This is a genomic window from Bradyrhizobium sp. CSS354 (assembly GCF_029051725.1).
GTDB lineage: Bacteria > Pseudomonadota > Alphaproteobacteria > Rhizobiales > Xanthobacteraceae > Bradyrhizobium.
This window is the reverse complement of record NZ_JAACFU010000002.1, coordinates 537,454-563,554: the sequence shown is the minus strand read 5'-3', so window position 1 is coordinate 563,554 and position 26,101 is coordinate 537,454. Positions and strand designations below refer to the sequence as shown.

Below are 26,101 nucleotides of genomic sequence, written 5' to 3'. Positions count from 1 at the left end.
TGCCAGCCGACCAAGTAAAGAACCGGAGAAAGTGCGGTTTGAGGGGGGCGAGGATACGATCAGGCCTTGCCGGCGCGAGGAAAACCTCGCGCCGGCGCCCTTTTATTGGGCCCGCATCTCGATGCCCTCGGCCGTCACCAGCACGAGGCGCAGCCTGGTTTCGTCGTCGACGAAGAACCGCAGCCAGTCATCACGGCCGATGCTCCCGACCAAGCTAGGCGGGAAGCCGTCGTCCTCGAGCTTGCGGAAAGCCACGCGCCCGGCCACCAGCCCGTCGTGGACGCTCAGCCAAGAGTCCGTGGCCTCGCTGTCGATCCAAACGTCGATTGAAATCCTAGCACTCGCCGAGCATGTCGAGCTGATGCAGATCCTTGCGATCATGTGAGACATCGAGAATCGTAGAGTTTAAAAACTAACATTACTACGACAACGCAGAGAATGGCTGAGGCAAAGCAATTTAAGAGGGTCTGTCCATTGTATCTCGCTTTCCCGCTTATACCGATTTCACGCGCGGTTGGGGCCCATGCCAACGCATAAGTGGTGTCGCGGCCGCCTGCTTCCTCATTGGACTCATCGAGTCAATATCGACGGGGTGGATGCAGCCATCCACGATGAGACATCGCGGAGAGTGCTACCACGTGACGTTCAAGCGGAGCTGTCCTTTGAAGTTGTAGACGGGATAGTCCTTAATGATGGGCACTCCGACCTCGATCGACGCCGCGATTTGATCGGAGATCTTCTTTCCAAACCTGACATCGAGCGGAAGGAATAAGCGGCCGGTTTGCCCGGTGACCGGGTCGCCGAAATTGTATCGGATATCTTGGCTCGGAAAGAATGTGACGAACCAGCGCTTCGGAAGTCCGACATTCAAAGTAGGACCAAATTGGAGGTTGCTGATATTCCGCCTGGTCGGATCGCCGGCCACGCTGAAGTCGTACCGGAAGATCGGCTCAAAATAACTCGCCTTGCTGAGCTCGGGCAGCGCGACGCGAAAGCCGATGATCGGCATAGTACGCCACTTGCCCGATCCAAGAGGATCCGCGCCGGTGGGCGTGATCAGACGCAGGCCGAAGCCGACCGCCCAGCGCGTGTCGAGGTCGTGGATGACCGCAGCCTGGACGTCGACGTCTCCGAGGCCGGACAGATAGTCGCCGTTTGGATTACTCGCATTGATGGTGTTCCTGGCGAGCAGCGGGAGATCGATGCGGCTCACCACCGTCCAGGTCGGGGACAAATAGAACGCGTGGTCGTAACGAAGGTTAAGCGTGTCAGTCGTGACGTCGCGCGTGCTTCCGGGGGCGGTCCGGTATTCGTACTGCAACTGGAGGAGGTTGGTAGGTGGACGGAAAAAGTCCAGGCCGGTATTGTCGGCCGTCGCGGCGGATGACGTCTGCGCCGACGCTATCGGCGACCACGATATCATGGCGAGCGCGCCGAGCACGAGACCTCGTTGCCGAGCATAGTTCAGCCAGTACTTCATCCGCAGCAGCCGCCGGATCACCGCAAGGGTGGGGCGGTGATCGCTGCAAGCCACGAATTGCGGCGCGCCGACGACGGGCAGCTGAAAGGTCGGCAGATTGTCGAGAATGGTTAGTGACCAATGCAAGACCGGGGGCCGTCGCGCAATCCTCGGTGTCGAACCACGTCTGAGCACAACGCTCGCCTTGCCGGACAGGCGTGGGCCTGCAGCAGCCGTGGCGACTAAGCTTGCGCACTCTCCGGAATTTGGGTGGGCAGCCTTCGTGACCTTTGCTCCGGGTCGGACTTCAGCGATGTATCATCGGAAAGTCTTGGCGAGCTCGCAAGGCGAAAGTCTTGCAGGAGCGCAAGGCAGGAGAGCTGGGGCCCCGGCATAAGTAGGGTACGCCGGAGCCACCGTTGCCGATCCCTCTTGGAGGAAAAGAGATCAGATCAATCAAGCGATCGCCGCACGGACGGATCTTGTGAGAACTCGATGGGGCAGCGGCCAAGCGTCCATCGGATGTTTGTTCTGCGGCAGACTAGCAAACGTTGACGGTCTGCCGGACGTAAGCGTAGCCGTTCCAGACGTTCTGAGTCTGATAGCATGACGAGCCGTAGGCTGCGGCTGCACCAAGTGCTGCGCCCGTTGCAACGCCGGCCGCTGCAGCGCCCCAGCCGTAGCCTCCGCGGTAATATCCTCCACGATAGTATCGTCCACCGGCCCATCGCGTGCCGCCACCGTGCCAGCCGGGACGCCCATGCGCGTGCCAGCGCGCTCCGCCACCATGGAAACGTGCCGCACCTCCGTGGAAATGCGCTCCACCACCGTGGAAATGAGCGCCGCCACCTATGCGGCGCGCTCCTGCGGCGTTCGGAAGTGCGGTTGCTGCAGCAGCAACGAAGCCTAGGGCAAGCAAAGCTTTAGTGGAACGCATTGTATTCTCCATTGCAAGATACAACTCAGCGGGGAATGCGTCGCGACGGGATTCGTTCCCCATCCACGTTGCTCGTGGAGATGCTTCCTTGCGGAGGACTGACTTGCGGAGAACGATACCCCCGCGTCGCCCGTCGCGCCGATCGCGACAAGGTCGGAAATCGAGGCGCGCACCCTCAAAGAACTGGAAGTTCTCAATGGACGACGTCAAGGAGCGTCACCAGCGAACCGCAAAATTGAGCGGTCCATCGGATTGAGTGTAGGTCTTTCGACATGAGCAGCTGCGGCGCGAGCTTCGGATGGATCGGCTTCGCCGCAACCGTGCGAACATGTTCGTACCTTGAACATCTCCCTTCTTGGAGCAAACCTGCGACGGCTGATCTGCCGGTTTGGCCGGTGGGATGGGTCCAGAAAACAAACCGATCAAGGGAGAGGATGATGTTGAATGCAAGAACACTGAGCACTTTAGGCCTGCTTGTGCTGGCGCTTGGCAGTGCCCGTCCAGCCGATGCTGCGCCAAAGAAAGATACCGACGCAATCCGTGCTGAATGTTTCAGACAGGCGAACGAAGCTGCCTCGGCTGCTGCCGGCAGCATGACAAGCGGAGCCACGGCCATGCGAAACTCCGCAGGCTATTCCGCCTACCGCGATTGCGCGCGTAAGAACGGGATTCGCCCGTAACCGTGCCCAGTCCCTTCACGGCTGACAGAGGGCCGCCGACAGGCGGTCTTTTGCCGGCGCGAACCAAAGCGAACAGGCCGCGTTTGACCGGATTGAAAGTTCTGCCCGGGTCAATGTGACCGCGCCTTGCGCAGGCCAGTCGTGAGAGCGTCAACAACTTGATCAGCCGCGCCATTGCGGCGAAGAAAACCTGCGGGATCGCTCGCCAATGGTTCATGTCGCGACAGCTTTGCAAGTGCGACCTCAGCGTCGTCGCGACGATCCAGTTCTGCATTCGCGATCGCGATCAATAACTGGCTGAACCCCGTATCGCTCAACGCCGCCTGTTCGGCTACATGCAGCATCTGCTCATACTGGCCTTGGATATACAGATCAACAGCGATGAAATGAAAATACCAGGGCGGAGGGCTCAACGAGCCTTCTATCGCCCGCTTGAGCAGTGGGACGCCCTCGGCAAAGTTTCCTCGGATCGAGAGCCGCCAACCGAACTGGCCGAGCGCATCGGGATCGTTCGGATTGAGTCGGATCGCTTGTCGGCTAATGCGATCACTTTCTTCATAGCGGCCCAAAAAATGATAAGTCGCGGCAAGGGCTTTCAGCGCAAGGGGACTATTTTGCTGGAGCTTGACCGCGCGCGACGTTGCTTCCAGAGCTTCGGCGTATTCCTTTTGAGTATTGCCGGCCCCGGTGTAGCCCAGGCGTCCCGCGTGAACATGCAGCCATCCGAGCATCGCCCATGCGTCACTGTATCGGGGATCCCGTCGAACGGTTTCCTTGAGACACTCCATGACAGGAGCGAAAAGCGCATGCGAGAAAGTGCGCTGATATTCATAAGCCCGCAACACGCAGTTGTAGCTTGCCATGCTGCGCGGGGACGGGCTGTTGCGAATGTCGTTCCGCAGCACGCCCGACGGTTGGCCGATGAGACCCGCAATTTCGCCCGCGAGTTCCTTTTGAGTCTCCATGAGCAATCGGGGATCGGCCGATCGGGTGTATGTTCGCGCCCAAACTATCTCCCTGTTGCTCGCGTTTGATACAGTTGTCGTCACCCGCACTTCGTCGGCATTAGTTTGCACGCTTCCGCTGATGGCGTAGACAACGTCAAGGCCGTTGCCGAATTGCGCGGCGGCTGAACTCGGGGGCTGGCCGCCACCTGTCGGCGAGGTGAAAAGCCGAAAGCCTTCAAACTGAATCAGATTGCTGGTCAATTCTTGACCAATGCCCGCGGCGAAATGGCGCGCACTTTCTCCAGGGCTCAGTGCCTCAAACGGCATGAGGAGGACCGCAGGCTCGCGCGAGGATACAAGCGGGGGCGATCGTGGCATCCAAATCCACAGCGCGGCGAGCCCAATGGACAGAATGGCCGCCGAGGCGGCAGCGATCAGCACTCTCCAAGAGAGGTCGGACCTCCTTGGATCGCGGACGCGCTTCGCGCCGTTCACTTGCGCAGTATCAGCAGACATCAACGGCGGTACGGGCGAGCGGGCGAACCACCCGAAATAAGGAACATACGATCCCTTGGGGACGACAATACGCACGGCATCGTCTCGTCCGGCGCCTACATAGTAGCTGTCCAAGTCTCGCCGCAAGCGGCGCGCCTCGAGACGGACGACCGGATCAGCTTGAGGATCGAACGTCTCCTTGCGGCCGAATACGGCCAAGGCAACAGTATAGCCCTTCAGGCTATCGCCACGGCCGGCAAGCGTCTCCTCAACAATAAAGCGAAGGAATGCGCGACGACGCTCGCTGGCTTGGAAGTGCTGGCTCGAGAGAATGCATTCCAACTCGGCACGTATCTGTGTTGGCGGGACCTCTGCGTCCTCGCCGGCCACGAAGTCCGCAGAACCGCTTCCCGGCTCAGGAGACAAGGGTACATCACGCATTAGACTGGCGAGCCCATAATTGCTCGACGGAACGATAATTTCTATCAGCGCTTTATGCAACTCACAAGCGAGCCGTTTGCCGCGCCCATGGTCCGTTTTGATTTGGAGCAAGGATCCGTCCCACCACGCTCAAACAAAGCGCAGTTGGCCTCGACTAAGGCACGGCGTCATTAGCGTACTGTGGTTCAGCCGGCCTGCACTCATACGGTGATAGGTGCGAACATGTTCGTACCTTGACCCCGCTTGCACAGCGAGTGAGCTTGGCGATGCATGGTGCTTGCACGGTTTTCGTTCCATGGAAGAAGTCCGCTCGATAGTGGCCCGCTTCCCGCAGCGCGAACTCGAAATTCGGCGCCGCTTTATGCGTGACGCTCAGTTCAGAGCAGTTTGCGCGGATCATGAGGAGGCGATGAGAGCGCTTCGGCATTGGCAACACGCAGCTCGCGTCGGAGACCCCGACGGGAACCGGAAGGCAGCGGAGTACGAACAGATCGTCGCCGAACTGGAACAGGAGGCCCTGGCCTATTTGAACTGACCCACGATACCTGCGGCTTGCGGACTTACCACTACGAATTTGGTCCCACTGGAGATGAGTATGACAGTGAAGGTTTTCGTCAAGCTTTCCATATCAAGTCTCGTCGCGCCTGGGATCTTGCATGCCTGCCCCAGACACAGGGACAGCGGCTGATCGATCTTCGAAGTCACCGACGACATCTACCATGCGCGGAATTCAGCCCTGTCGGACATGACGATCATTGAGCGAACATGACGACCATTGAGCGCAGCGAAGGAATCACATCGATCCGCTCTATTTCGGCGGGACCGACACTCGACCTGTATCGCTCGAAGGGCGGCACCCGTCGAGGCGGAAATCCAGCGAGGACGACGTCGGATTGGGCAAGGTGTAACGGCATCGCGAAGCTGCCTACCCTCGACACTGCAGTCACGGCACGGTAGGCGCGATGCCCATTGCGCCCAAAACACGATGGACCAAGGCTCAATTAGGCGAATCGTTGGGCCTGGTTCTCCCGCTCCTGGCCAGTCTTTCATCGAATGGATTGCGAGGAGCGCTCTTGCAGATATGGAGTATCCGACGTGAACATTGCGCAAGCACCGATCGCTGATATTGACGACAGCAGTCCGCCAAACTCGGTCTTCATTCCGGGCGGAACGTTTGGCATGGGATCGGATCGGCACTATCCAGAGGAAGCTCCGTCCCACAGGGTGAACGTCGACGGCTTTTGGATCGACCGGACGCCGGTGACGAACCGGCAATTCAAAGAGTTCGTGCGCGCCACCGGCCACGTCACGTTTGCCGAGGGCGCTCCGAATCCAGAGGACTATCCGGATGCCCTGCCGCACATGATCTTCGCAGGTTCGCTCACCTTCACGCCTCCGGATCATCCTGTCGACCTTCGCGACTACGGTCAATGGTGGACCCTGCTCAAGGGCGCAAGCTGGCGCCATCCCTACGGCCCGAAAAGTAACATCAAGTCGCTCGATGACCATCCTGTCGTCCACGTCGCTTATGCCGACGCCCTCGCCTATGCCCGGTGGGCCGGCAAGGACTTGCCGACGGAAGCGGAGTGGGAATTCGCCGCGCGCAGTGGACTCGATGGAGCCGAGTACGCCTGGGGTGACGAATTCGCTCCGGGTGGCACGCAACAGGCCAATACGTGGCAAGGCCACTTTCCCTTCGAGAACAGGTGCGAGGACGGGTATGAGCGCACCTCGCCCGTGACGGCCTATCCGCCGAACAGCTATGGCGTCTTCGACATGATCGGCAATGTCTGGGAGTGGACCAGTGACTGGTGGGCCCCCAAGCATCGCGCCGACGCAACGAAGGCCTGCTGCATTCCGCAGAACCCGCGGGGCGGCTCCGAACATGACAGCCACGATCCGTCGCTGCCGCTGAGCCGGATTCCACGCAAGGTGATCAAGGGCGGCTCGCATCTCTGTGCGCCGAACTATTGCCGGCGTTATCGACCGGCCGCGCGCCATGCCGAGCCGATCGACACGTCTACCAGCCACCTCGGGTTTCGCTGCGTCACACGTGCAGGGAGAAAGTGATGACTGAGAAGAAGACGACAGAAGACCTCAGCCGCCGCAAACTGCTCGCGGCCTCCAGCTCGCTTGCCACGATTGCGGCATTCTCGGCCATGGCACCCGTCCAAACAGCGCAAGCCCAGGCGACCACCCCGCAACCGTCGTCCTCCGCCGGTGGAGCGAAGCCAAACATCATCCTGATCCTGTCGGATGACTTTGGTTACGGTGACTCCGGGCCGTACGGCGGTGGTGAAAATCGCGGCATGCCGACGCCGAGTATCGATCGTCTGGCGGCCGAAGGACTGCAGTTCATGTCCTTCTACGCGCAGCCGAGTTGCACGCCCGGACGAGCGGCAGTGCAGACCGGCCGTATCCCAAATCGCAGCGGCATGACCACGGTGGCATTCCAGGGCCAGGGAGGTGGTCTTCCCGCGGCGGAATGGACGCTCGCCTCGGTTCTGAAAACCGGAGGCTACAAGACCTTCTTTACCGGCAAATGGCATCTCGGCGAGGACGACTACGCAATGCCGAACGCTCAGGGCTATGACGAGATGAAGTATTGCGGGCTGTATCATCTCAACGCCTACACCTACGCCGACCCGACGTGGTTTCCCGATATGGATCCAGAACTCAGGGCGATGTTCACGAAGGTCACCAAGGGCGCGTTGTCCGGAAACGCAGGCGAGAAGGCGAAGGAAGACTTCAAGATCAACGGCCAGTACGTCAACACACCGGACAAGGGCGTGGTCGGCATCCCCTTCTTCGACGACTATGTCGAGAAGGCCTCGCTCGAGTATCTCGATCGCAACAAATCCTCGGGCCCCTTCTTCATGAGCATCAATTTCATGAAGGTGCACCAGCCCAATATGCCGGCGCCCGAATTCCAGGGCAAATCGATGTCGAAGAGCAAGTTCGCCGACTCGGTCGTGGAGAACGACACGCGTATTGGCCGCATCCTGGACAAGGTGCGGTCGCTCGGCCTCGACAAGAACACCTATGTATTCTGGACGACCGACAACGGCGCCTGGCAGGACGTCTATCCGGATGCCGGCTATACGCCGTTCCGCGGCACAAAGGGCACAGTCCGCGAGGGCGGCAACCGCGTCCCCTCCATCGCATGGGGACCTGGCATCAAGGCCGGCACGAAGAACTCCGACATCGTCGGCGGCCTCGATTACATGGCGACGTTCGCAAAGCTCGCCGGCGTGAACCTGCCGGAGAACGATCGCGAGGGTAAGCCCATCATCTTCGACAGTATCGACATGTCCCCGATCCTGTTCGGAACGGGAAAATCCGAGCGCAAGAGCTGGTTTTATTTCACCGAGTCCGAGCTCACGCCTGGTGCTGCTCGCGTCGGAAATTACAAGGCGGTGTTCAATCTGCGCGGCGACGACGGCGCAAAGACGGGCGGCCTCGCGGTTGACAGCAATCTCGGCTGGAAGGGCGCGGAGTCCTATGTGGCGACTGTTCCCCAGGTCTTTGACCTCTGGCAGGACCCGCAGGAGCGCTACGACATCTTCATGAACAACTACACGGAGCGCACATGGTCCATGGTTACGATTAGTGGCGCGATCAAGGATCTGATGAAGACTTACGTGAAGTATCCTCCGAGGAAGATCCAGAGCGAGACCTACGCGGGACCGATCACGATCCAACAGTACGAGCGGTTCCAGTTCTTCAGGGAAGCGCTCGCAAAGGATGGCTTTGCCATAGGCCTGCCCAACGGCAACTGAACTCGCTCGACGGAGCGGTCCGAAATCTCGGGCCGTTCCGACATCGTGAACGGCTGTATCGGAGGACAAGTGGCTGTGAAGGGAAGCTCCGTTGATCGTCGTACGATTCTGGCTGGTCTGCTGGTGTCGGCGGCCACGCTGTCGGTCTCGGGCCGGTCTGCGCGGGCCCAGAGTGATCCTCTTCCGTCCTGGAACGAAGGACAAGCGAAGACGTCGATCCTGGACTTCGTCTCCGCGGTGACAAGGGAGGGAGCGCCGGACTTCGTGCCTGCGCCGGAGCGTATCGCGACCTTCGACAATGACGGTACGCTCTGGTGTGAGCAGCCGATGTATGTGCAGCTCGCGTTCGCGTTGGACCGGGTCAAGGCCTTGTCCGCCAAGCACCCGAAATGGAAGCAGAAACAGCCGTTCAAGGCAGTGCTTGACAACGATATCGCGATGCTTGCCAAGGCAGGTGAGAAGGGCTTGGTCGAATTGGTCATGGCGACCCATGCCGGCATGACCACGGCCGAGTTCGAACAAATCGCCAGCGAGTGGATTGGCAGCGCGCGTCATCCGAAATACGACAAGCCTTATACCGATCTGGTCTACCAGCCGATGCGCGAGCTGCTTGCCTATCTCAGGGCCAACGGCTTCAAGACCTTCATCGTCTCAGGCGGCGGCATCGAATTCATGCGGCCCTGGAGCGAGCGCATCTACGGCATCCTGCCCGAGCAGGTCGTGGGATCGAGCATCAAGACTCAGTTCAAGGTCGACAAGGACGGGGCGGTGCTGGTGCGTCTGCCGACCATCGATCTCGTCGACGATGGTCCCGGCAAGCCGGTCGGCATCAATTCGCATATCGGCCGTCGCCCCATTGCGGCCTTTGGCAACTCCGATGGCGACTTCCAGATGCTGCAATGGACAACCGGCGCGCGCGGCCGCCGCTTCGGTCTGCTCGTGCATCACACGGATGCTGAGCGCGAATACGCCTACGACCGCAAGTCGCCCTTCGGCAAGCTCGACAAGGCCATCGACGCGGCCGGCGCCAACGGCTGGACGGTTGTCAGTATGAAAGATGATTGGAAACGTGTGTTCAGCTTCCAATAGATGAAAGAGCCAACGATGACGATCAGAAGACGCCAAGATCTCCAGCAAGAGGTGATATCCGTCGTGAAGACAATCTTCGTCGCCATCGCCGTCGCGACACTTGCAGCGTCAAGTGCGCGGGCACAAACTCCGCTTTCGGCCTATGCTGATTCAAAAGGCTTTGTCGACGTGCAGGCGCTGACATGCGCGCAGCTCGCCGGAACGTATCAGGAAGACGCCGATATGCTGGCCGCGTGGTATAGCGGCTGGTACAACGGTCTGGCTAAGAAGCACTTTGCCCACATCACACGGGCAAAGTCCGGAGAGCATCAGCTCATCCTCTATTGCAGGGCCCATCCAGATCTCAAGATCGTTGAAGCGATCGACACGCTCCTGAAGAACGAGAAGTAACTCGGCAATGGTGCCCAAATCATTACCGCGCCGGGGCATGGAGTCCGTACCAATGTTGTCGTCTGCCAAACTCGCAGTCGATCCTCATGCGGGCTCAATCGAGGGCATGGTTTGGGTCCCTGGCGGGACGTTCCACATGGGATCGAACGACCATTATCCCGAGGAGGCGCCCGTTCATCGCGTGGCGGTGGACGGGTTCTGGCTCGATCGTACCCCGGTGACGAATCGACAATTCAAGCAATTCGTCAACGCCACAGGTCACGTGACGACGGCGCAAGTAACCCCGGATCCGAAGGACTACCCCGGCGCACGTCCCGAAATGCTCTATGCGGGCTCGCTGGTGTTCTTGCCGCAAGCGAAGATCTCAGACCTGCGCGACTGGAGTCAGTGGTGGTCATTTATGAAAGATGCGAACTGGCGCCACCCTTATGGCCCGAAGAGCAACATCAGGGACCTCGATGATCATCCGGTCGTGCACGTGGCCTATGCCGATGCGCTGGCCTACGCGCAATGGGCGGGCAAGGACCTCCCGACGGAGGCCGAATGGGAATTTGCCGCGCGCGGTGGCCTGGACGGCGTGGAATACGCATGGGGCGATGCATTCGTGCCGAACGGCAAGCATATGGCCAACACCTGGCAGGGGAGCTTCCCGGCTCAGAACCTCTGCGAGGATGGTTTTGAGCGCACCTCGCCGGTGATGACATTTCCGCCGAACAATTACGGCGTCTACGATATGATCGGGAATGTCTGGGAATGGACCTCCGATTGGTGGTCGACCAGGCATGAGGCCGATGCAGCCAAGGCGTGTTGCATTCCGCAAAATCCGCGTGGCGGGCCCGAAAGTGCGAGCATGGATCCCCGCCTGCCCCATATCCAGATTCCACGAAAGGTCTTGAAGGGCGGCTCGCATCTGTGCGCTCCCAATTATTGCCGTCGCTATCGTCCGGCCGCGCGGCATGCAGAACCGATCGACACGTCGACGAGCCATGTGGGCTTCCGATGCATTGTGCGCGCAGGACCTCGCGAGGGGGGTCAGTCGCGCAATTTGTGATGGCCATTCGCCGACTTGGCCGGAAGGAGACGAGACGATGTTTGAACGGATCGTGCAGGCGCTGCGCACTTCGCTTGTCTACGTAGGCATGATGACCCTCGTCCTGGGCCTTCAAGATGTGCCCGCATTGGCGCAGGCGCCGGCACCTGAGGCGTCGCCAGCCGCTCCAGCGAGTCCGCCTCAAACCCAAACCCCGCCTCAACCCCAAGGCGGCGGCGCGGCTCCCGGCGCGAGCCCAAGCCCTGCGCCTGCAACGAGTGCGGCCCCGCCGCCGACAGCCGCGCTGACCCAGGGACAGATCGAACAACTGGTCGCGCCGATCGCGCTCTATCCCGATTCCTTGCTCTCGCAAATCTTCATGGCTTCGACCTACCCGCTGGAGGTGGTGGAAGCCGCACGCTGGTCGAAGGAGAATACGAACGTCAAAGGCGAGGCGCTCGAGGACGCCATGCAGAAGCAATCGTGGGATCCGAGCGTGAAGGCGCTCGCCGCAATTCCACAGACTTTGCAGATGATGAACGACAAGCTGGAATGGACCCAGCAGCTTGGCGATGCATTTCTGGCGCAGCAGCAGGACGTCATGGATGCCGTCCAGAAATTGCGCGCGCAAGCGGATGCCGCGGGCAATCTCAAGTCCACGCCACAGCAGAAGGTGACGAAATCTGCGCCGCCGGCCGGTGTTGCGCCGCCGCCGGGTATGCAGCAGGCCATCGCCATCGAACCCGTCGACCCCGACACTTATTACGTTCCGGTCTATGATCCCGGCGTCGTCTACGGCGCATGGGATTATCCAGCCTACCAGCCGTTCTACTGGTATCCGCCTGGCTATGTTGCAGCAGGGGTGATCGGCTTTACCGCCGGCGTCGCGGTGGGCGCCGCGATCTGGGGACGTTGCGACTGGTGGCGGCGCGACGTGAACATCAACGTCAATCGTTACAACCGGTTCAATCGCACCAGCATCGTCAATGGCGGATGGACCCATAATCCGGCGCATCGCGGTGGCGTGGCCTATCACAATGCTAACGTCGCGGCCCGCTTCGGCGGCGGCAATACGGCTGCCGCGCGGGAAGCTCTGAGGGGTCGCTCAAATCCGGGTCAGCGGAATTTTTCCAACGCAGGCAGGGGTCCCAAGAACGCTGGCGCGCGGCCGGGAGGCAATCGCCCGGCGAACGTCTCGCGGGGTGGTGGCCATAAGCAGGCTGGACGCGCGCGGAGCGGCGCGGGCAGGCACGCCGCTGGCTCGGGGCGGCACGTCAGCCGTCCTGGCGGCGGTGCGCGCCCTCACATCAACCGTGGCGGCGGTGCACCGCAGATTCATGCAGGCGGCGGTGGTGGGCCGCGATTTCATGCGGGCGGCGGCATACGCGGCGGTGGCGCGATGCGCGGTGGCGGCGGCCATGGTGGCGGCTTCCATGGAGGCGGCGGTCGCCGTCGGTAGCACTCTGACAGTCAGGCGTAGTCAACTCGAAGAAGCAGGGAAAAGCTCATGAAGTTCGAAAAGAAAGACCATTGTCGGGGTTCCGGGATGAATGAAGGTCCCAATCGCCATTCCCGGTCCGGCGGGATGCTTCGAACTATCTTCGCTGCAGCGCTCGTTGCAACGAGCCTCTCTCCTCTCGTCTGCTCGCCCGCATCTGCGCAACAGCCCAACGTCGCAAAGCCGAACATCCTGGTGATCTTCGGCGACGATGTCGGTCAGTCCAACATCAGCGTCTATACGCGCGGATTGGTCGGTTACAGGACGCCGAACATCGACCGCATCGCCAACGAAGGCATGTTGTTCACCGACTATTATGCGGAGAACAGCTGCACAGCTGGACGCTCCACATTCATCACCGGCCAGGTCTGCCTGCGTACCGGCCTTTGCAAGGTCGGCATTCCCGGCGCCACGGTGGGCCTGCAAGATCGTGACGTCACGATCGCTCAGGCCATCAAGGCGCGCGGCTACGCTACCGGACAGTTCGGCAAAAACCATCTCGGCGACCGCGACGAGTTCTTGCCGACCAAGCATGGCTTCGACGAGTTCTTCGGCAATCTCTACCATCTTAATGCCGAGGAAGAGCCCGAACGGCCCTACTACCCCAAGAACGATACGACATTCACCAAAAGCAATACGCCGCGTGGCGTGCTCAAGGCCTCGGCCGACGGCAAGATCGAGGACACCGGCCCGCTCAACAGGAAGCGGATGGAGACGATCGACGACGAGACGACGGCTGCGGCTATCGACTTCATGCAGCGGCAGGCGAAGGCCAATAAACCATTCTTCACCTGGATGAACACGACTCGCATGCACGCGTTTACTCACGTTCGTCCGTCAATGCAGGGCCAGAGCGGCATGCCTGGCAACGAATATGCCGACGGCATGATCGAGCACGACGGCGATGTCGGCAAGCTGCTCAAGGTGCTCGACGATCTCGGCATCGCCGACAACACCATCGTCGTCTACACCACCGACAACGGGCCCAATCAATGGTCGTGGCCGGACGCAGCGACGACGCCGTTCCGCAGCGAGAAGGACACGAATTGGGAGGGTGCATTCCGGGTGCCGGCAATGGTCCGGTGGCCCGGGCGCGTCAAGGCTGGCGAAGTCTCGAACGAGATGATCTCCGGTCTCGACTGGTTCCCGACGCTGCTGGCGGCAGCTGGCGACACCGATATCAAGGACCGGTTGCTGAAGGGCACCGATCTGGGCGGCAAGACGTTCAAGGTGCACCTCGACGGCTACAATCAACTGCCGTTGTTGACAGGCCAGGGCAAGTCCGCTCGGAACGATTTCTACTACTTCAATGACGATGGCGAGATGGTCGCCTATCGCTACAACGACTGGAAGCTCGTGTACTGCGAGCAGCGGCAGCCGGGTGGCTTTATCGTGTGGGCCAACCCGTTCACATGCTTGCGGGCGCCGAAGGTCTTCAATCTGCGGATGGACCCCTTCGAGCGTGCCGATGTTGTCTCGGATCAGTACTACGATTGGCTGGCCAAGAATGCCTACCTTCTTCAGTACGGCACCTGGCGGGTGGCGCCGTTCCTTCAGACCTTCAAGGACTATCCACCGAGCCAGCGCTCCGCGAGCTTCAGCATCGACCAGATGATCGAGGCGATGATGAAGACGCTCGACAAGGCAGGGACGAAGTAGGGGTCGCAAGCACAATGCCCTGGTCGCCAATCGCGGCGGCCGGGCATCATTCAATCAATGAGAGCCATGCCGGAACCTCGCATCAATAAATCGAGTGCCGCGACAGAGCCCGAAAGTTCAAAGGGAGCTTCGGCCGCCCGCGATGCCGTGCTCGAGCTGAAATCGCGGATTGGAAAGTCTGTGCTCGGCCAGGACCATCTCGTTGAAAGCATGCTGATCGGGCTGCTTGCCAACGGCAATCTGCTGATCGAGAGTCTTCCCGGTCTTGCCAAGACCCGTGCGGTCAAGACACTGGCGAAACATCTTGCGGCCGATCTGTCGCGCGTCCAGTTCACGCCGGACCTGCTGCCGTCGGATGTGACCGGTGCGGAAATCTATGTCCAGACCGAAAAGGGCGGCCAATTCGAGTTCCAAAAGGGACCGATATTCGCCAATCTGGTGCTTGCCGACGAGATCAACCGCGCGCCGGCCAAGGTGCAGTCGGCGCTGCTGGAGGCGATGGAGGAGCGCCAGGTCACCGTCGCCGGCAAGACCTACAAGATGCCCGACCTGTTCATGGTGCTCGCGACCGAGAATCCGATCGAACAGGAGGGCACCTATTCGCTGCCGGAAGCCCAGCTCGACCGCTTCCTGATGCATGTCGTCATCACCTATCCCGATGAAGCCGTCGAAGGCGAGATCATCAAACTCAATCGCAACGAGAACGCGCAGAAGCCGAAGGATCACGCTGCGGAGCCCGCGCCCATACCGCAGCAGGCCGTCCTGGACGCGCGCGGCGAGATCGACGGCGTTTTTGTCTCCGACCTTGCCCAGAAGTACATGGTCGACGTGATCTTCGCGACGCGCTTCCCCAGCCGCTATGGCGATCCGCTGGGCAAATGGATTCAAGTCGGCGCCAGCCCGCGTGGCAGCCTCGCGCTCGATCGGTGCGCGCGTGCCCGCGCCTGGCTCGACGAATACCAGTTCGTGACGCCAGACCACATCCGCGCGGTGATCCACGACTGCCTGCGGCATAGGCTGATCCTCAGCTACGAGGCCGTGTCACAGGGGATTACGCCCGACCAGGTGATCGACAAGATCATCGAACTGGTTGCGTCAGCCTGAGGCCGTCAATGACCGAGACATTAGCCAAAACGCCTGGTGTCTATGTCGGTCTCGACGATCTCATCGCGCTCGAACTCCGCGGGAGCAAGATTTCGTTCCTGCCGCGCCAGCCCGTGCACAGCCTGCTGTCCGGCCGCTTTGCCTCGCGCGTGCGTGGCCGTGGTCTCAGCTTCGAGGAGATCAGGGACTATCGCGCCGGGGATGATGTCCGCTCCATCGACTGGAAGGTGACAGCACGGCTGCAGAAGCCCCATATCCGCGTCTTCAACGAGGAGCGCGATCGGCAGGCGGTCCTCCTGGTCGACCAGCGCCTGTCGATGTTCTTCGGCAGCCGGCTTGCGATGAAATCGGTGACCGCGGCGCAAGCCGCGGCGATCGGCGCATGGCGCGTGCTCGGTGTCGGCGACCGTGTCGGCGCCATCGTATTCAACGACAAGGATCTGATCGAGGTGAGGGCGCGGCGCAGCCGGGCAACCGTGCTTCAGATCCTGTCGGCCATCGTGACTCAGAACCAGGCACTCGGCGTCGGGCGCGGTCTCGTTTCCGCGCCCACGATGCTAAACGCGGCGTTGGAGCATGCGCGGCGCCGCGCCCTGCATGACGCGCTCGTGGTCGTGATAAGCGATTTCGATGGTGCCGACAATGCGACGCGCCAGATGATCGGCGCGATGGCGCAGCACAATGACGTCGTAGCCTTGCTGGTCCATGATCCCCTGCAGAGCGATTTGCCGCCTTCCGCCAGCATGACCGTGACCGATGGCGAGTTGCAGATCCAGCTCGAGGTTGGTCGCGACACCGTTCGCAAGAGCATTTCGCAGGCCACGGAGGAGCGTCTGAAGGGCGTGTTTGCGCTGACGCACGAGCTCGGTGTTCCCGTGCTGCCGCTCAGCGCAGCCGAAGGAACTCCAGCGCAGCTTCGCCGCCTGCTCGGCGGGATGCCGGCCAGGCACGGACGCGGCGGCGGTGGCCAAAGGACGGAGGCGACCCTTGGCTGACGCTCAACCCATCGATCCCGTTGCAGGGCTCATCGATATCCCACTGCCCCCAGAGATCAGCCTGTGGCCGCAGACCTGGGAGGCGCGGATTGCGATTGTGCTGCTGCTTGCGGTCGTGGTCGCTGTGCTCTGGCGCCTGGTGCATTATCGGCGCGTCAATCGCTATCGCCGGGAGGCGCTCGCCGAATTGCGGTTGATGGCGGAGACGAGCCCCGCTGGGCCTGAAGATTTGCTGACGCGACTGACCCTGCTGGTCCGGCGGACTGCGCTCGCGGCATTTCCGCGCGAGCAGGTGGCATCCCTGGCCGGCCCGGCATGGCTTTCCTTCCTTGACCGTTCTTATGGCGGGCAGGAGTTTTCGCAAGGTATTGGGCGCCTGCTTGTCAGCGGGCCCTATCAGAAAATTCAGCCGGACGAAGCCGAGCTGAAATCGCTCTCGAATCTGGTGTGCCGCTGGATCGGGGGACACCATGCTTGAATTCGCCTGGCCATGGATGTTTCTGCTGCTGCCGCTGCCGGTCCTCGTCTGGTGGTTGTTGCCGCCTTACCGCGCGCAACAGGCCTCGATCCAGGTGCCGTTCTTCGAGCGGTTGGCCGCCGCGACCGGGCAGACGCCGCAACGGGGTGCCGTGGTACTCGAGCGCCGCGCCGTGCAGATGATCGCAGCGATCGCGATCTGGATTCTCCTGGTTGCAGCCTTGGCCAAGCCGCAATGGGTCGGCGATCCCGTGACGCGGGAAGTTTCCGCGCGCGACCTGATCCTGGCCATCGACATCTCGGGATCGATGGAGCAGCGCGATTTCAAGGCGCCTGACGGCGCGACGCTGACGCGCCTCGACGGCGTCAGGCGCGTCATCAAGGATTTCATCGCGCGGCGGAAGGGCGATCGCATCGCGCTGATCCTGTTCGGCACCAGGGCCTATGTGCAGGTCCCGTTCACGCAGGATCTGCAGACCGCGCAGCAATTGCTCGACCAGACCGCCGTCGGCATGGCGGGCCAGCAGACCGCGATCGGCGATACTATCGGGCTTGCCATCAAGACGTTCGTGACGAGCACGGCAAAACAGAAGCTTCTGGTCCTCCTGACCGACGGCAACGACACGGCAAGCCGCGTGCCACCCGAGCATGCCGCGGATATCGCACGCCAGAACGACGTGACCGTCTACACGATCGGGGTCGGCGATCCCGCGGCATCCGGCGAAAATCGCGTCGATCTCAGCGTACTGCAGTCCGTCGCGAGCACCACCGGCGGTCATTCCTTCCGGGCCGAGGATGGTATGCAGCTGCAGGCAATCTATGCCGATATCGACCGGCTCGCGCCGGCCAAGCTCCAGACGCTGTCGTGGCGGCCGAAGCTGCCGCTCTTTCAATGGCCGCTCGGCGCGGCCGTCGTCCTCGGCCTGTTGCTGTGGATCGCATTGCTGCTCGGCAGCGAATGGCGCCGGGTGAAGGCTGTCAGCCATGCATGACGCCGCCGCCATATCGTTCCACCTGCTGCGTCCGCTGTGGCTCGCCGCACTCATACCGGTCGCCGCCGTGTTCGCGCTCTTGCTCTGGCGACAAAGCGTACGGGCGCAATGGGGCGGTGTGATTGCGCCGCATCTCCTAGCCCATCTGATCGTTCAGCCCGGCCCGGGGCGCAGCGTCAATCCGCTCTATCTCGTCGCGGCCGCCATGACGATCGGCATAATCGCGCTGTCCGGCCCGACCTGGCGGCGCGAGTTGCCGCCCTTCGTCGAGGACAAGGCACCGCTGATGATCGCGCTCGCGGTCGGGTCCTCGATGAGCGAGAGCGACGTCGCGCCCTCGCGCCTCGAGCGCGCCAAGCAGAAGATTGCGGACCTCCTCGCGGCCCGTGCCGGCGCCAGAACCGGTCTCGTCGCGTATGCCGGGACCGCTCATCTCGTGATGCCCTTAACCGATGACCGCGCGGTCATCGCGCCCTTCCTCGCCGCGCTGGCGCCGGGATTGATGCCGGCCGATGGCAAGGACGTGGCCGATGCGGTTGCCCTGGCCGCACAGTCGCTCGCGACCGAGCCGGTTGCCGGCACGATCATGGTTGTTGCCGACGACCTGGGCACCGCCGACGCTGCCGCGATCCGGCAGGCGGCTGGGCGCAACAATCTCGTGATGCTCGCCGTGGCCGCGGGCACCACATCCGCTGCACTCGGAAGCGACGCCGTCAAGGTCAGCATAGATGGAAGCGACATCCTGCGGCTGGAGCGGCGGATCGAAACGCGCTTTCAGTCCGCGCAGGGCGATGCTTTTGGCACGCGATGGCAGGACGAAGGCTTTTGGCTGCTGCTGCCGCTCGTGCTGCTGATCCTGCTTTGGTTCCGGCGCGGTACGACCGTGGCATGGGTTGTTGCCCTGCTCATCGTAACGCATGCCGGTCAATCGCGGGCCGGCGAGGCCTTGCGCGTCATTAATCTTTGGTTGACGCCGGATCAGCAGGGCCGGCTCGCGTTCGACCGCGGCGACTATCGCGCCGCCGCAACGCTATTTGCCGACCCGATGTGGCGCGGCCTTTCCGCATATCGCGCCTATGATTTCATTGTGGCTGCGCAGGAATTTGCAAAGGTCAAAACCCTCGATGGCACGTTTGCGCTGGGCAACGCCCAAGCCCAAAACCACGCCTTCGAAAAGGCGATCGCGGCCTACGACGACGTGCTGAAGGTGCAGCCGAACAATGTCGCCGCCAAGAGCAATCGTGCGATCGTGCAGGCCGCTCTCGACGCCAAGGAGACGAAGCGGCGCAAGCAGGAGCAAGGCGATGACTCGCCGCCGGATCAGAAGGCCGACGAGATGCGCATCGATCCCAAGCAGAAAGGCGGCAAGACGATCAAGGTTACGCCGCAGGACGTCACGACCGCAGGGGCGGCGGAGGCCTGGATGCGCCAGGTGCAGACTTCGCCCGCAGATTTCCTGAAGCTGAAATTCGCAGTCCAGGCGGCGGCGCCGGTGCAGAAGGGAGCGTCGCCATGAGGTGCTGGCTCGCCGTCTTCGCCGTTGCGATCGCGCTGCCGTCGCAAAATGCGCTCGCGCAGCAGGCTGTTGGGCCCGAGCCGGTCGTCAAAGTGACGATCGATCCGCCACGCGTCGTGGTCGGGCAGCCGGCGACGATCCATATCGTCGTGCTGGCGCCGAACTACATGACGTCACCGCCCGAGTTGCCGGGCTTTCAGGTGCGCAATGCCGTGACGCGGCAGCTGCAGAGCGTCAACACTAACGAGCAGCGGGACGGCGTCGCTTACGCGGGCGTGCAGTTCGAATACGCCATCTATCCGCAGGAGCCCGGCTCCTACGCCGTCTCCGGCCAGAAGGCACATATCAAGTATGCGGCTGAGCCACCGGCGACGCGCGAGGTCGACGTCACGCTGCCCGATGTTTCCTTTGAGGCTTTCATTCCCGACGCGGCCGTCGAGCTGCAACCCTTTTTGTCTGCCGGCAAGCTGACGGTCGAGCAGGAGGTCAAGCGCTCGTCGGATCAGCTCAGGGCCGGCGATGCCGTGACGCGCACAGTGACGATCAGGGCGGAAGGTACGCCCGCGATGCTGCTGCCGCCGCAGTCGTTCGCGACGATCGACGGGCTGAGGCTCTATCCGGCGCAGCCGTCGCTCGAGGACCGCACGGACGGACGCACCGACGTCATGACGTCGACCCGGATCGATTCGGCGACCTACATGCTGGAGCGGCCCGGCGATTATGTGCTGCCCGCGATCGATTTCGGCTGGTGGAATGTCGGAAGCGGTAAAGTCGAGACGGTTCATCTCGATGTCGTGCCGTTGAAGGTCGCGGTCAATCCCGCTGCGCTCGGCACGGCGCCTGCTGGCGGGTCGAGCAGGAGTTGGACCTGGGATGGCTTCGTCGACTTCGCCGCAGAACACTGGCCATTCGCACTGCTCGCCGTTCTCGGCATCGCCGCACTCGCGTGGTTCGGACCGGGCGTGGTGCGGCGATTCGCCGACCACCATCGCAGGCGGCGACAGGCTAATTTGCAATCCGAAGCCTTTGCCTTCGGTAGGCTTCGTCGCGCGGTTCGTCACCGCGATGCAAGGGCCGCGTACTTCGCCTTGCTCGACTGGTTGCCGCATCTGGATGCAGCGCCGCCGGACAATACGCTTGGCGCTTTCAAGGCGATTGCGCGCGACCCTTCGCTAGACCTGCAGCTTGGGGTTCTCGAAGGCGAACTATTCGGAGCTCAGCGCGACGCAGGCCACTGGTCACCGAGTCAATTGTGGCGCGGCGTCGCCGTCGCCCGGCGCAGCGTGCGCTCGCGCGCGCGGGTCCACACGAACACACGTCTACCCCAGCACCTGAATCCGGCCGCGGCTTCTAGCGCTTCGGCTTACGTGGGCAGAAAGCCTGCCCGATGAGCGAAGGAGGAGGCCGAGCAAGCAGACTGCAAGACCCGAACCAACGACCGTAATCAAAGTTGGACATCAAGGAGCGCCGAATGAGCACCGAGAAGAAGCAGGACAACACCGTCGCCGATCCTACCCATGCTGACAATTCCACCATGAACCGCCGCGCCGTGCTGCTCGGCTCGTCATCACTTGTCGCCGCAGCGACGTTAACATCGCAGGCACTCGCACAAGCGCAAAAGGCGGCTCCCGCAGCAACTCCGGCGCCAGGCGCCTCGGGCCGCAAGCCGAACATACTGGTCATCTTCGGCGACGACATCGGCATCCCGCAGATCAGCGCCTATACCATGGGCATGATGGGATATCGCACGCCCAACATCGACCGCATCGCGAGCGAAGGGGCGATCTTCACCGACGCCTACGGCCAGCAGAGCTGCACCGCCGGCCGCGCCTCCTTCATTCTCGGCCAGGAGCCATTCCGGACCGGCCTGCTCACGATCGGCATGCCCGGCGATCCCCACGGCATCCAGGACTGGATGCCGACGATCGCCGATGCCATGAAGACGCAAGGTTACGCCACCGGGCAGTTCGGCAAGAACCATCTGGGTGATCGCGACGAGCATTTGCCGACGAAGCATGGCTTTGACGAGTTTTTCGGCAATCTCTACCATCTCAATGCCGAAGAGGAGCCGGAGGGCTATTTCTATCCGAAGGATCCGAACTTCCGGAAGCAATTCGGTCCGCGCGGCGTCATCAAATCGTCCGCTGATGGAAAGATCGAGGACACCGGTCCGCTGAATACAGCGCGCATGCCGACGGTCGACGAGGAATTCCTTGGCGCAGCCAAGGACTTCATCGGCCGGCAAGCCAAGGCGGACAAGCCGTTCTTTGTCTGGTTCAACTCGACGCGCATGCACGTCTTTACCCATCTGAAAAAGGAATCGCTGGGCAAGACCGGCAAGGGCATCCATGCCGACGGCATGGTGGAGCATGACGGGATGGTGGGAGAGCTGCTCAAGCAGCTCGACGATCTCGGCATCGCCGACAACACCATCGTACTCTACACGACCGACAACGGTGCCGAGATCGCGCTGTGGCCCGACGGAGCCATGACGCCATTCCATGGCGAGAAGGGCACGACGTGGGAAGGCGGCATGCGCATTCCCATGATGGTGCGCTGGCCGGGCGTGGTGAAGCCCGGTACCCAGTACAACGACATCATCTCGCTGATCGACTGGTTTCCGACCTTGGCCGCAGCGGCAGGGATCCCTGATGTCAAGGAGAGGATGAAGACCGGTTTCGCGGGTGCCAACGGGAAGAACTTTAAGGTCCATCTCGATGGATACAATTTCTTGCCGTACTTGAAGGGCGATGCCAAGGAGGGCCCGCGCGACGCGATCTACTACTTCGATCAGGGCGGCAATCTCAATGCCATCCGGTGGAAGGACTGGAAGCTGAGCTTTGCCTCGTCGAAGGGAAACATCGCAACAGGCACGCGCGAGGTGACGGCTTGGTCGTTGATCACCAATCTGCGCATGGACCCATACGAACGTGGTCTGGAAGAAGGCGGAGAGGCGATGAAATTCCTTGCCCAGAACATGTGGTTGATCGTGCCGGTGCAGGGCAAGATCAAGGAGTTCTTCTCCGATTTCGACCAGTTCCCCTATCAGGAAGGCAGTTCGCTGAACGCGGGCAGCATCAACTACGGAATGCTCCGGCAACAGGCGGCGCTGAAACGGCTCAACGAGCTTGAAACGCTCAAGCCGCGATAGGAGACGGCCAGGGATGACGGCGCGGCGAAAAAGGCGATTGCCGATTTCGTCGCGCGCGTCGCAACACAACGATACCACCGTAAACAATCTCAAGAGGTGCTTTGATGTCCAATCACACCCGCACGATATCGTTCGCAACCGCCGTCCTGATGGTCACGTCGAGCGCTTCCATGCCGGGCGGAATTGCCTTGGCGGCGCCGCTGTCACCCGCGACAATTCACCAGAACATCAGGGCACCGCCTGATCTCATCGAGGTGCGCGCTGCCGGTCACCGCGGCGGAGCTGCCGTTGGCCCGCGCGGTGGCGCCGTGGTGCACCGCGGCGGCGCCGCGGTCGGCCCTCGCAGCGGAGCCTATCACGGCCGAACCGCGGTCCGCGGGCCGCGCGGCAATGTCGCGGTTCGCAGCACCACGGTTGTGCGCGGAGGCGGCGGCTGGGCACGGCCCGGCAACTACCGCTGGCCAAGAGGCGGCGCTATCGCCGCCAGTGCGGCGATCGGTTTCGTGAGCGCGGCCACGGCGGCTGCCTGGGCGGGTGCGGCACCCGCACCCGGCATGTGTTGGTACTACACCGACCCGTCCCGGACACAGGGATTTTGGGATTATTGCCGGTGATGCGGGGCCGTCCTGAGGCGATCGCCTTTGAAAGCAGCCGGGCCTTCAGCGGCCCGGTCCGGGACGTTGACGCAAGCGGGATGACACCTGCGATCGCCGATCAGGGCGCCGACAGGGGCAAGCGATCGATTCAAGTTCGAAAAATGAGGTTCGATGATGTTTCTTCGTGCTGTGGCAGCTGCTGCTTCCCTATTCGTGATCTCGTCAACATGCGCGTCCGCGCAATCCGTCTCCTCGGCCGAGGCCAAGGCGATTGCGAAGGACGCCTATGTCTATTCCTACGCGATGATAGAGAGCTATCAGACTTGGCGCACCCAGGCGGTCGACAAGGCCGCAAATGGGTATGTCGGCGGCTTCAACGTGTTCCGGCATTATTCGGAGCCGTTCACGCCTGATAACAAGGACATCGTGACGCCGAACAACGACACGCCGTACTCCTGGGCGTGGCTTGATTTGCGCGCGGAGCCGATGGTGGTCAGCGTGCCGTCGGTTCCGAAGGATCGTTACTACGTGATGCAATGGATCGACCTGTTCACCCAGAATTTTGCTTACATCGGCGTGCGATCGACGGGCTTCGGCGCCAGCAACTACCTGATTGCCGGACCGAAATGGCGCGGCAGGAAGCCGGCCGGAATCAAGGACGTGTTCAAGTCTGAAACCGAGATCGTCGGAACGCTGACGCGTACCGCGCTGCAGGGACCCGAGGACGTTCCGAACGTCAAGGCGATCCAGGCGCAATACAAGCTTCAGCCGCTGAGTGCCTTCCTGAAGCAGCCCGCGCCGCCGGCACCGCCGCCGATCGAATTCCCGCTATATGACAAGGCCAAGGCTCGCACCCATGATTTCATCGGCTATCTGAACTTCCTGCTGCAATTCGCAGAACCGCCCGTTCCAAGCGAGTTCGCGATCCGCAAGCGCTTCGAGAAGATTGGTATCGGACCCGACCGGCCGTGGGACGCTTCGAAGGTCGATCCCGCGACGCTCGCTGCGATCGATGCCGGCGTGAAAGAAGGGCAGGCGGAGATCGATGCACTGGCAGCCAAGACCTTCAGCACCAACGGTCTGTTCGGTTCCCGCGCGCAGTTGAAGACCAACTATTTGCAACGCGACGTCGGCGCCATGAAGGGACTTTACGGTAACTCGCTCGAGGAAGCCTGGTACGGCGGCTACGTTTGCGACGGCAGCAAGTCGGCCATGGTGCATTTTACCAAGCCCAATCTGCCTCCGGCAAAATTCTTCTGGTCGATGACCATGTACACGATCCCGGACCGGTTTCTCTACGCCAATCCGATCAACCGCTACTCGATCGGCGATCGTACCAAGGGCCTTCAATACGGCAAGGACGGCTCGCTGACGATCTATGTGAGCAACGCCTCGCCGGGAACGGACAAGGAGAGCAACTGGTTGCCGGCGCCGGCGGGGAAGTGCAGCCTGGTCGCGCGCGTCTATGGCCCGAGCAAGGCTGCCATGACCGGGGCATGGAAGCTGCCGCCGCTGGAGCCGATGCAATGAGGAAGGGCTGGACTGTACCGTACGCCTTTATCGGCCAGGGCCTGAGATCATGACCGGCAAGAGGGATATTCCAAGAACCGCAGCCGGCCAGCTAGAGGATTGCCAATGAGCGGTTACGACATCTTCGCCTGGATCGTGCTCGTCATCCTGCTGGTGAGCGCGATCGGGGTCGTCTGCATCGCGGGTTGGTTGCCGGGGCACATCGCGAAATCCCGCAACCACCCCTACGCGGAGGCGGTGACAGTCGCCGGCTGGATCACGCTGTTCTTCGGCTTCGCCCTGTGGCCGGTTGCGCTGATCTGGGCTTATGTCGACGTTCCCGCGCGCAAGGGGGGAGACGTCTGATGGCGGTCGCGATTCTCAATATCTACCTGTTGCTGCTGTTCTTGCTGGTGCGCTTCAAGATCGTGCCCTTCAATGCGTTCTGGAAGGCCTCGCCCTTCATCGTGCTGGTGCTCGTGATGTTTGGCCTCCTGGTTCCGATGGGCTGGGGCGCCCCGCAAGGCAACGCGCTCGTGGCGCGCAATGCCGTCTCGATCGTGCCGGAAGTGGCGGGCGAGGTGATGGACGTGCCGGTGGTGGCGAACACTCCGCTGAAGACCGGCGACGTGTTGTTCAAGATCGATCCGACGCCCTACGCGGCACAGGTGAAAACCATCGAGGCGCAGTTCAAGCTCGCCAAGACGCGGCTCGGCCAGATGACGCAACTCTACGAACGCGACGCCGGCCGCGCCTTTGACGTCGAGCAGCGCCAGGCTGAGGTCGACCAGCTCGCAGGGCAGCTCGAGGCGGCACAATGGAATCTCGACAAGACTGTCGTGCGCGCACCGGCCGATGGCTATGTCACCAATCTTGCTCTCCGCAAGGGGGCGCGAGTGGGGACTTTATCACTGTCTCCGGTGATGGCCTTCATCGACACCTCCAACACCATCATCGGCGTCGAGATTAACCAGATCGATGCGCGCTACGTCGGGCCAGGGCAGGCCGTCGAAGTCACTTTCAAGTTCGCGCCGGGACAAATCTATGCCGGCAAGGTCGAGAGCGTGCTTCAGGCGATCGCGACCGGCCAGATCCAGACCTCGGGTACGGCGGTGGTGTCGAAAGCGATCGAGGCCGCTCCTTTCATCGTGCGGGTCAAGCTTGATGACGGCGCCTTTGCCGACCGCCTGCCGGCCGGCAGCACCGGAACGGCCGCGATCTACACCGAGCATTTGAAGCCGACCCACATCGTTCGCCGCGTGGTCCTACGCCAGCTCGCAATCCTCAACTACGTCAATCCGTTCTAGGGAGAATCGGTCCATGCGGAAGAGGATCGTCAGAGTGCCTGATGCTTTTG

24 protein-coding genes are annotated in these 26,101 nt (G+C 61.8%); 19 read left to right on the top strand and 5 right to left on the bottom strand.

From position 1 onward, the window contains the following. Positions 1–102 precede the first annotated feature (102 nt). The 5 genes from GWG67_RS06625 to GWG67_RS06605 form a co-directional block, all read right to left on the bottom strand. On the bottom strand, positions 103–381 hold the full coding sequence (locus tag GWG67_RS06625; protein ID WP_275168311.1) for a hypothetical protein: 279 nt from the start codon (positions 379–381) through the stop codon (positions 103–105). 250 nt (positions 382–631) lie between these two features. Then, complete coding sequence (locus GWG67_RS06620; protein WP_275168310.1) at positions 632–1,480, bottom strand: transporter; 849 nt, start codon at positions 1,478–1,480, stop codon at positions 632–634. A gap of 520 nt (positions 1,481–2,000) precedes the next feature. Next, the gene (locus tag GWG67_RS06615) at positions 2,001–2,396 is read right to left on the bottom strand and encodes a hypothetical protein (protein WP_275168309.1); all 396 of its coding nucleotides are present in this window, start codon (positions 2,394–2,396) and stop codon (positions 2,001–2,003) included. Positions 2,397–2,589: 193 nt separating this feature from the next. Then, a complete protein-coding gene (locus GWG67_RS06610) occupies positions 2,590–3,012 on the bottom strand; it encodes a hypothetical protein (RefSeq protein ID WP_275168308.1) in 423 nt (140 codons plus the stop codon). 174 nt (positions 3,013–3,186) lie between these two features. Beyond that, positions 3,187–5,070: a hypothetical protein gene (locus GWG67_RS06605; RefSeq protein ID WP_275168307.1), complete on the bottom strand. Its 1,884-nt coding sequence runs from the start codon at positions 5,068–5,070 to the stop codon at positions 3,187–3,189. A gap of 184 nt (positions 5,071–5,254) precedes the next feature. Between GWG67_RS06605 and GWG67_RS06600 the strand changes: the two genes are divergently transcribed. From GWG67_RS06600 to GWG67_RS06510, 19 genes are all read left to right on the top strand, one after another. Next, a complete protein-coding gene (locus GWG67_RS06600) occupies positions 5,255–5,494 on the top strand; it encodes a hypothetical protein (RefSeq protein ID WP_275168306.1) in 240 nt (79 codons plus the stop codon). A gap of 560 nt (positions 5,495–6,054) precedes the next feature. Continuing rightward, on the top strand, positions 6,055–7,029 hold the full coding sequence (locus tag GWG67_RS06595) for a formylglycine-generating enzyme family protein (RefSeq protein ID WP_275168305.1): 975 nt from the start codon (positions 6,055–6,057) through the stop codon (positions 7,027–7,029). Further along, the gene (locus tag GWG67_RS06590; RefSeq protein WP_275168304.1) at positions 7,029–8,738 is read left to right on the top strand and encodes an arylsulfatase; all 1,710 of its coding nucleotides are present in this window, start codon (positions 7,029–7,031) and stop codon (positions 8,736–8,738) included. The genes GWG67_RS06595 and GWG67_RS06590 overlap by 1 nt, the downstream gene beginning before the upstream one ends. A 75-nt stretch (positions 8,739–8,813) precedes the next feature. Beyond that, positions 8,814–9,827, top strand: a complete 1,014-nt coding sequence (locus GWG67_RS06585) for an HAD family phosphatase (protein ID WP_275168303.1) — start codon at positions 8,814–8,816, stop codon at positions 9,825–9,827. A gap of 15 nt (positions 9,828–9,842) precedes the next feature. Next, a complete protein-coding gene (locus GWG67_RS06580) occupies positions 9,843–10,217 on the top strand; it encodes an HdeA/HdeB family chaperone (protein WP_275168302.1) in 375 nt (124 codons plus the stop codon). Positions 10,218–10,323: 106 nt separating this feature from the next. After that, entirely contained in the window at positions 10,324–11,268 is a 945-nt protein-coding gene (locus GWG67_RS06575) for a formylglycine-generating enzyme family protein (RefSeq protein WP_275168411.1), read from the top strand. Positions 11,269–11,305: 37 nt separating this feature from the next. Next, positions 11,306–12,706 (top strand): DUF3300 domain-containing protein, encoded by a 1,401-nt coding sequence (locus GWG67_RS06570; RefSeq protein ID WP_275168301.1) that lies wholly within the window; start codon positions 11,306–11,308, stop codon positions 12,704–12,706. Between the two features lie 126 nt (positions 12,707–12,832). Then, positions 12,833–14,404 carry an arylsulfatase gene (locus GWG67_RS06565; protein ID WP_275168300.1) on the top strand — a complete coding sequence of 524 codons (1,572 nt, stop codon included), beginning with the start codon at positions 12,833–12,835 and terminating at the stop codon, positions 14,402–14,404. A 66-nt stretch (positions 14,405–14,470) separates the two neighbouring features. After that, positions 14,471–15,508 carry a MoxR family ATPase gene (locus tag GWG67_RS06560; RefSeq protein WP_275168299.1) on the top strand — a complete coding sequence of 346 codons (1,038 nt, stop codon included), beginning with the start codon at positions 14,471–14,473 and terminating at the stop codon, positions 15,506–15,508. 8 nt (positions 15,509–15,516) lie between these two features. Next, positions 15,517–16,503 (top strand): DUF58 domain-containing protein, encoded by a 987-nt coding sequence (locus GWG67_RS06555; protein WP_275168298.1) that lies wholly within the window; start codon positions 15,517–15,519, stop codon positions 16,501–16,503. Then, positions 16,496–16,981 (top strand): DUF4381 domain-containing protein, encoded by a 486-nt coding sequence (locus tag GWG67_RS06550; RefSeq protein ID WP_275168297.1) that lies wholly within the window; start codon positions 16,496–16,498, stop codon positions 16,979–16,981. Before GWG67_RS06555 ends, GWG67_RS06550 begins: the two co-directional genes overlap by 8 nt. Next, positions 16,974–17,972 (top strand): VWA domain-containing protein, encoded by a 999-nt coding sequence (locus GWG67_RS06545; protein WP_275168296.1) that lies wholly within the window; start codon positions 16,974–16,976, stop codon positions 17,970–17,972. Before GWG67_RS06550 ends, GWG67_RS06545 begins: the two co-directional genes overlap by 8 nt. Continuing rightward, complete coding sequence (locus GWG67_RS06540) at positions 17,965–19,488, top strand: VWA domain-containing protein (protein ID WP_275168295.1); 1,524 nt, start codon at positions 17,965–17,967, stop codon at positions 19,486–19,488. The genes GWG67_RS06545 and GWG67_RS06540 overlap by 8 nt, the downstream gene beginning before the upstream one ends. After that, on the top strand, positions 19,485–20,879 hold the full coding sequence (locus GWG67_RS06535) for a BatD family protein (protein WP_275168294.1): 1,395 nt from the start codon (positions 19,485–19,487) through the stop codon (positions 20,877–20,879). Before GWG67_RS06540 ends, GWG67_RS06535 begins: the two co-directional genes overlap by 4 nt. An 80-nt stretch (positions 20,880–20,959) precedes the next feature. Then, positions 20,960–22,639: an arylsulfatase gene (locus GWG67_RS06530; protein WP_275168293.1), complete on the top strand. Its 1,680-nt coding sequence runs from the start codon at positions 20,960–20,962 to the stop codon at positions 22,637–22,639. A gap of 104 nt (positions 22,640–22,743) precedes the next feature. Further along, positions 22,744–23,253, top strand: a complete 510-nt coding sequence (locus GWG67_RS06525) for a hypothetical protein (protein WP_275168292.1) — start codon at positions 22,744–22,746, stop codon at positions 23,251–23,253. A 153-nt stretch (positions 23,254–23,406) separates the two neighbouring features. Beyond that, entirely contained in the window at positions 23,407–24,765 is a 1,359-nt protein-coding gene (locus GWG67_RS06520; protein ID WP_275168291.1) for a DUF1254 domain-containing protein, read from the top strand. A gap of 105 nt (positions 24,766–24,870) precedes the next feature. Then, positions 24,871–25,110 carry a DUF3302 domain-containing protein gene (locus tag GWG67_RS06515; protein ID WP_275168290.1) on the top strand — a complete coding sequence of 80 codons (240 nt, stop codon included), beginning with the start codon at positions 24,871–24,873 and terminating at the stop codon, positions 25,108–25,110. Further along, positions 25,110–26,051: an HlyD family secretion protein gene (locus tag GWG67_RS06510; protein WP_275168289.1), complete on the top strand. Its 942-nt coding sequence runs from the start codon at positions 25,110–25,112 to the stop codon at positions 26,049–26,051. Before GWG67_RS06515 ends, GWG67_RS06510 begins: the two co-directional genes overlap by 1 nt. Positions 26,052–26,101 lie beyond the last annotated feature (50 nt).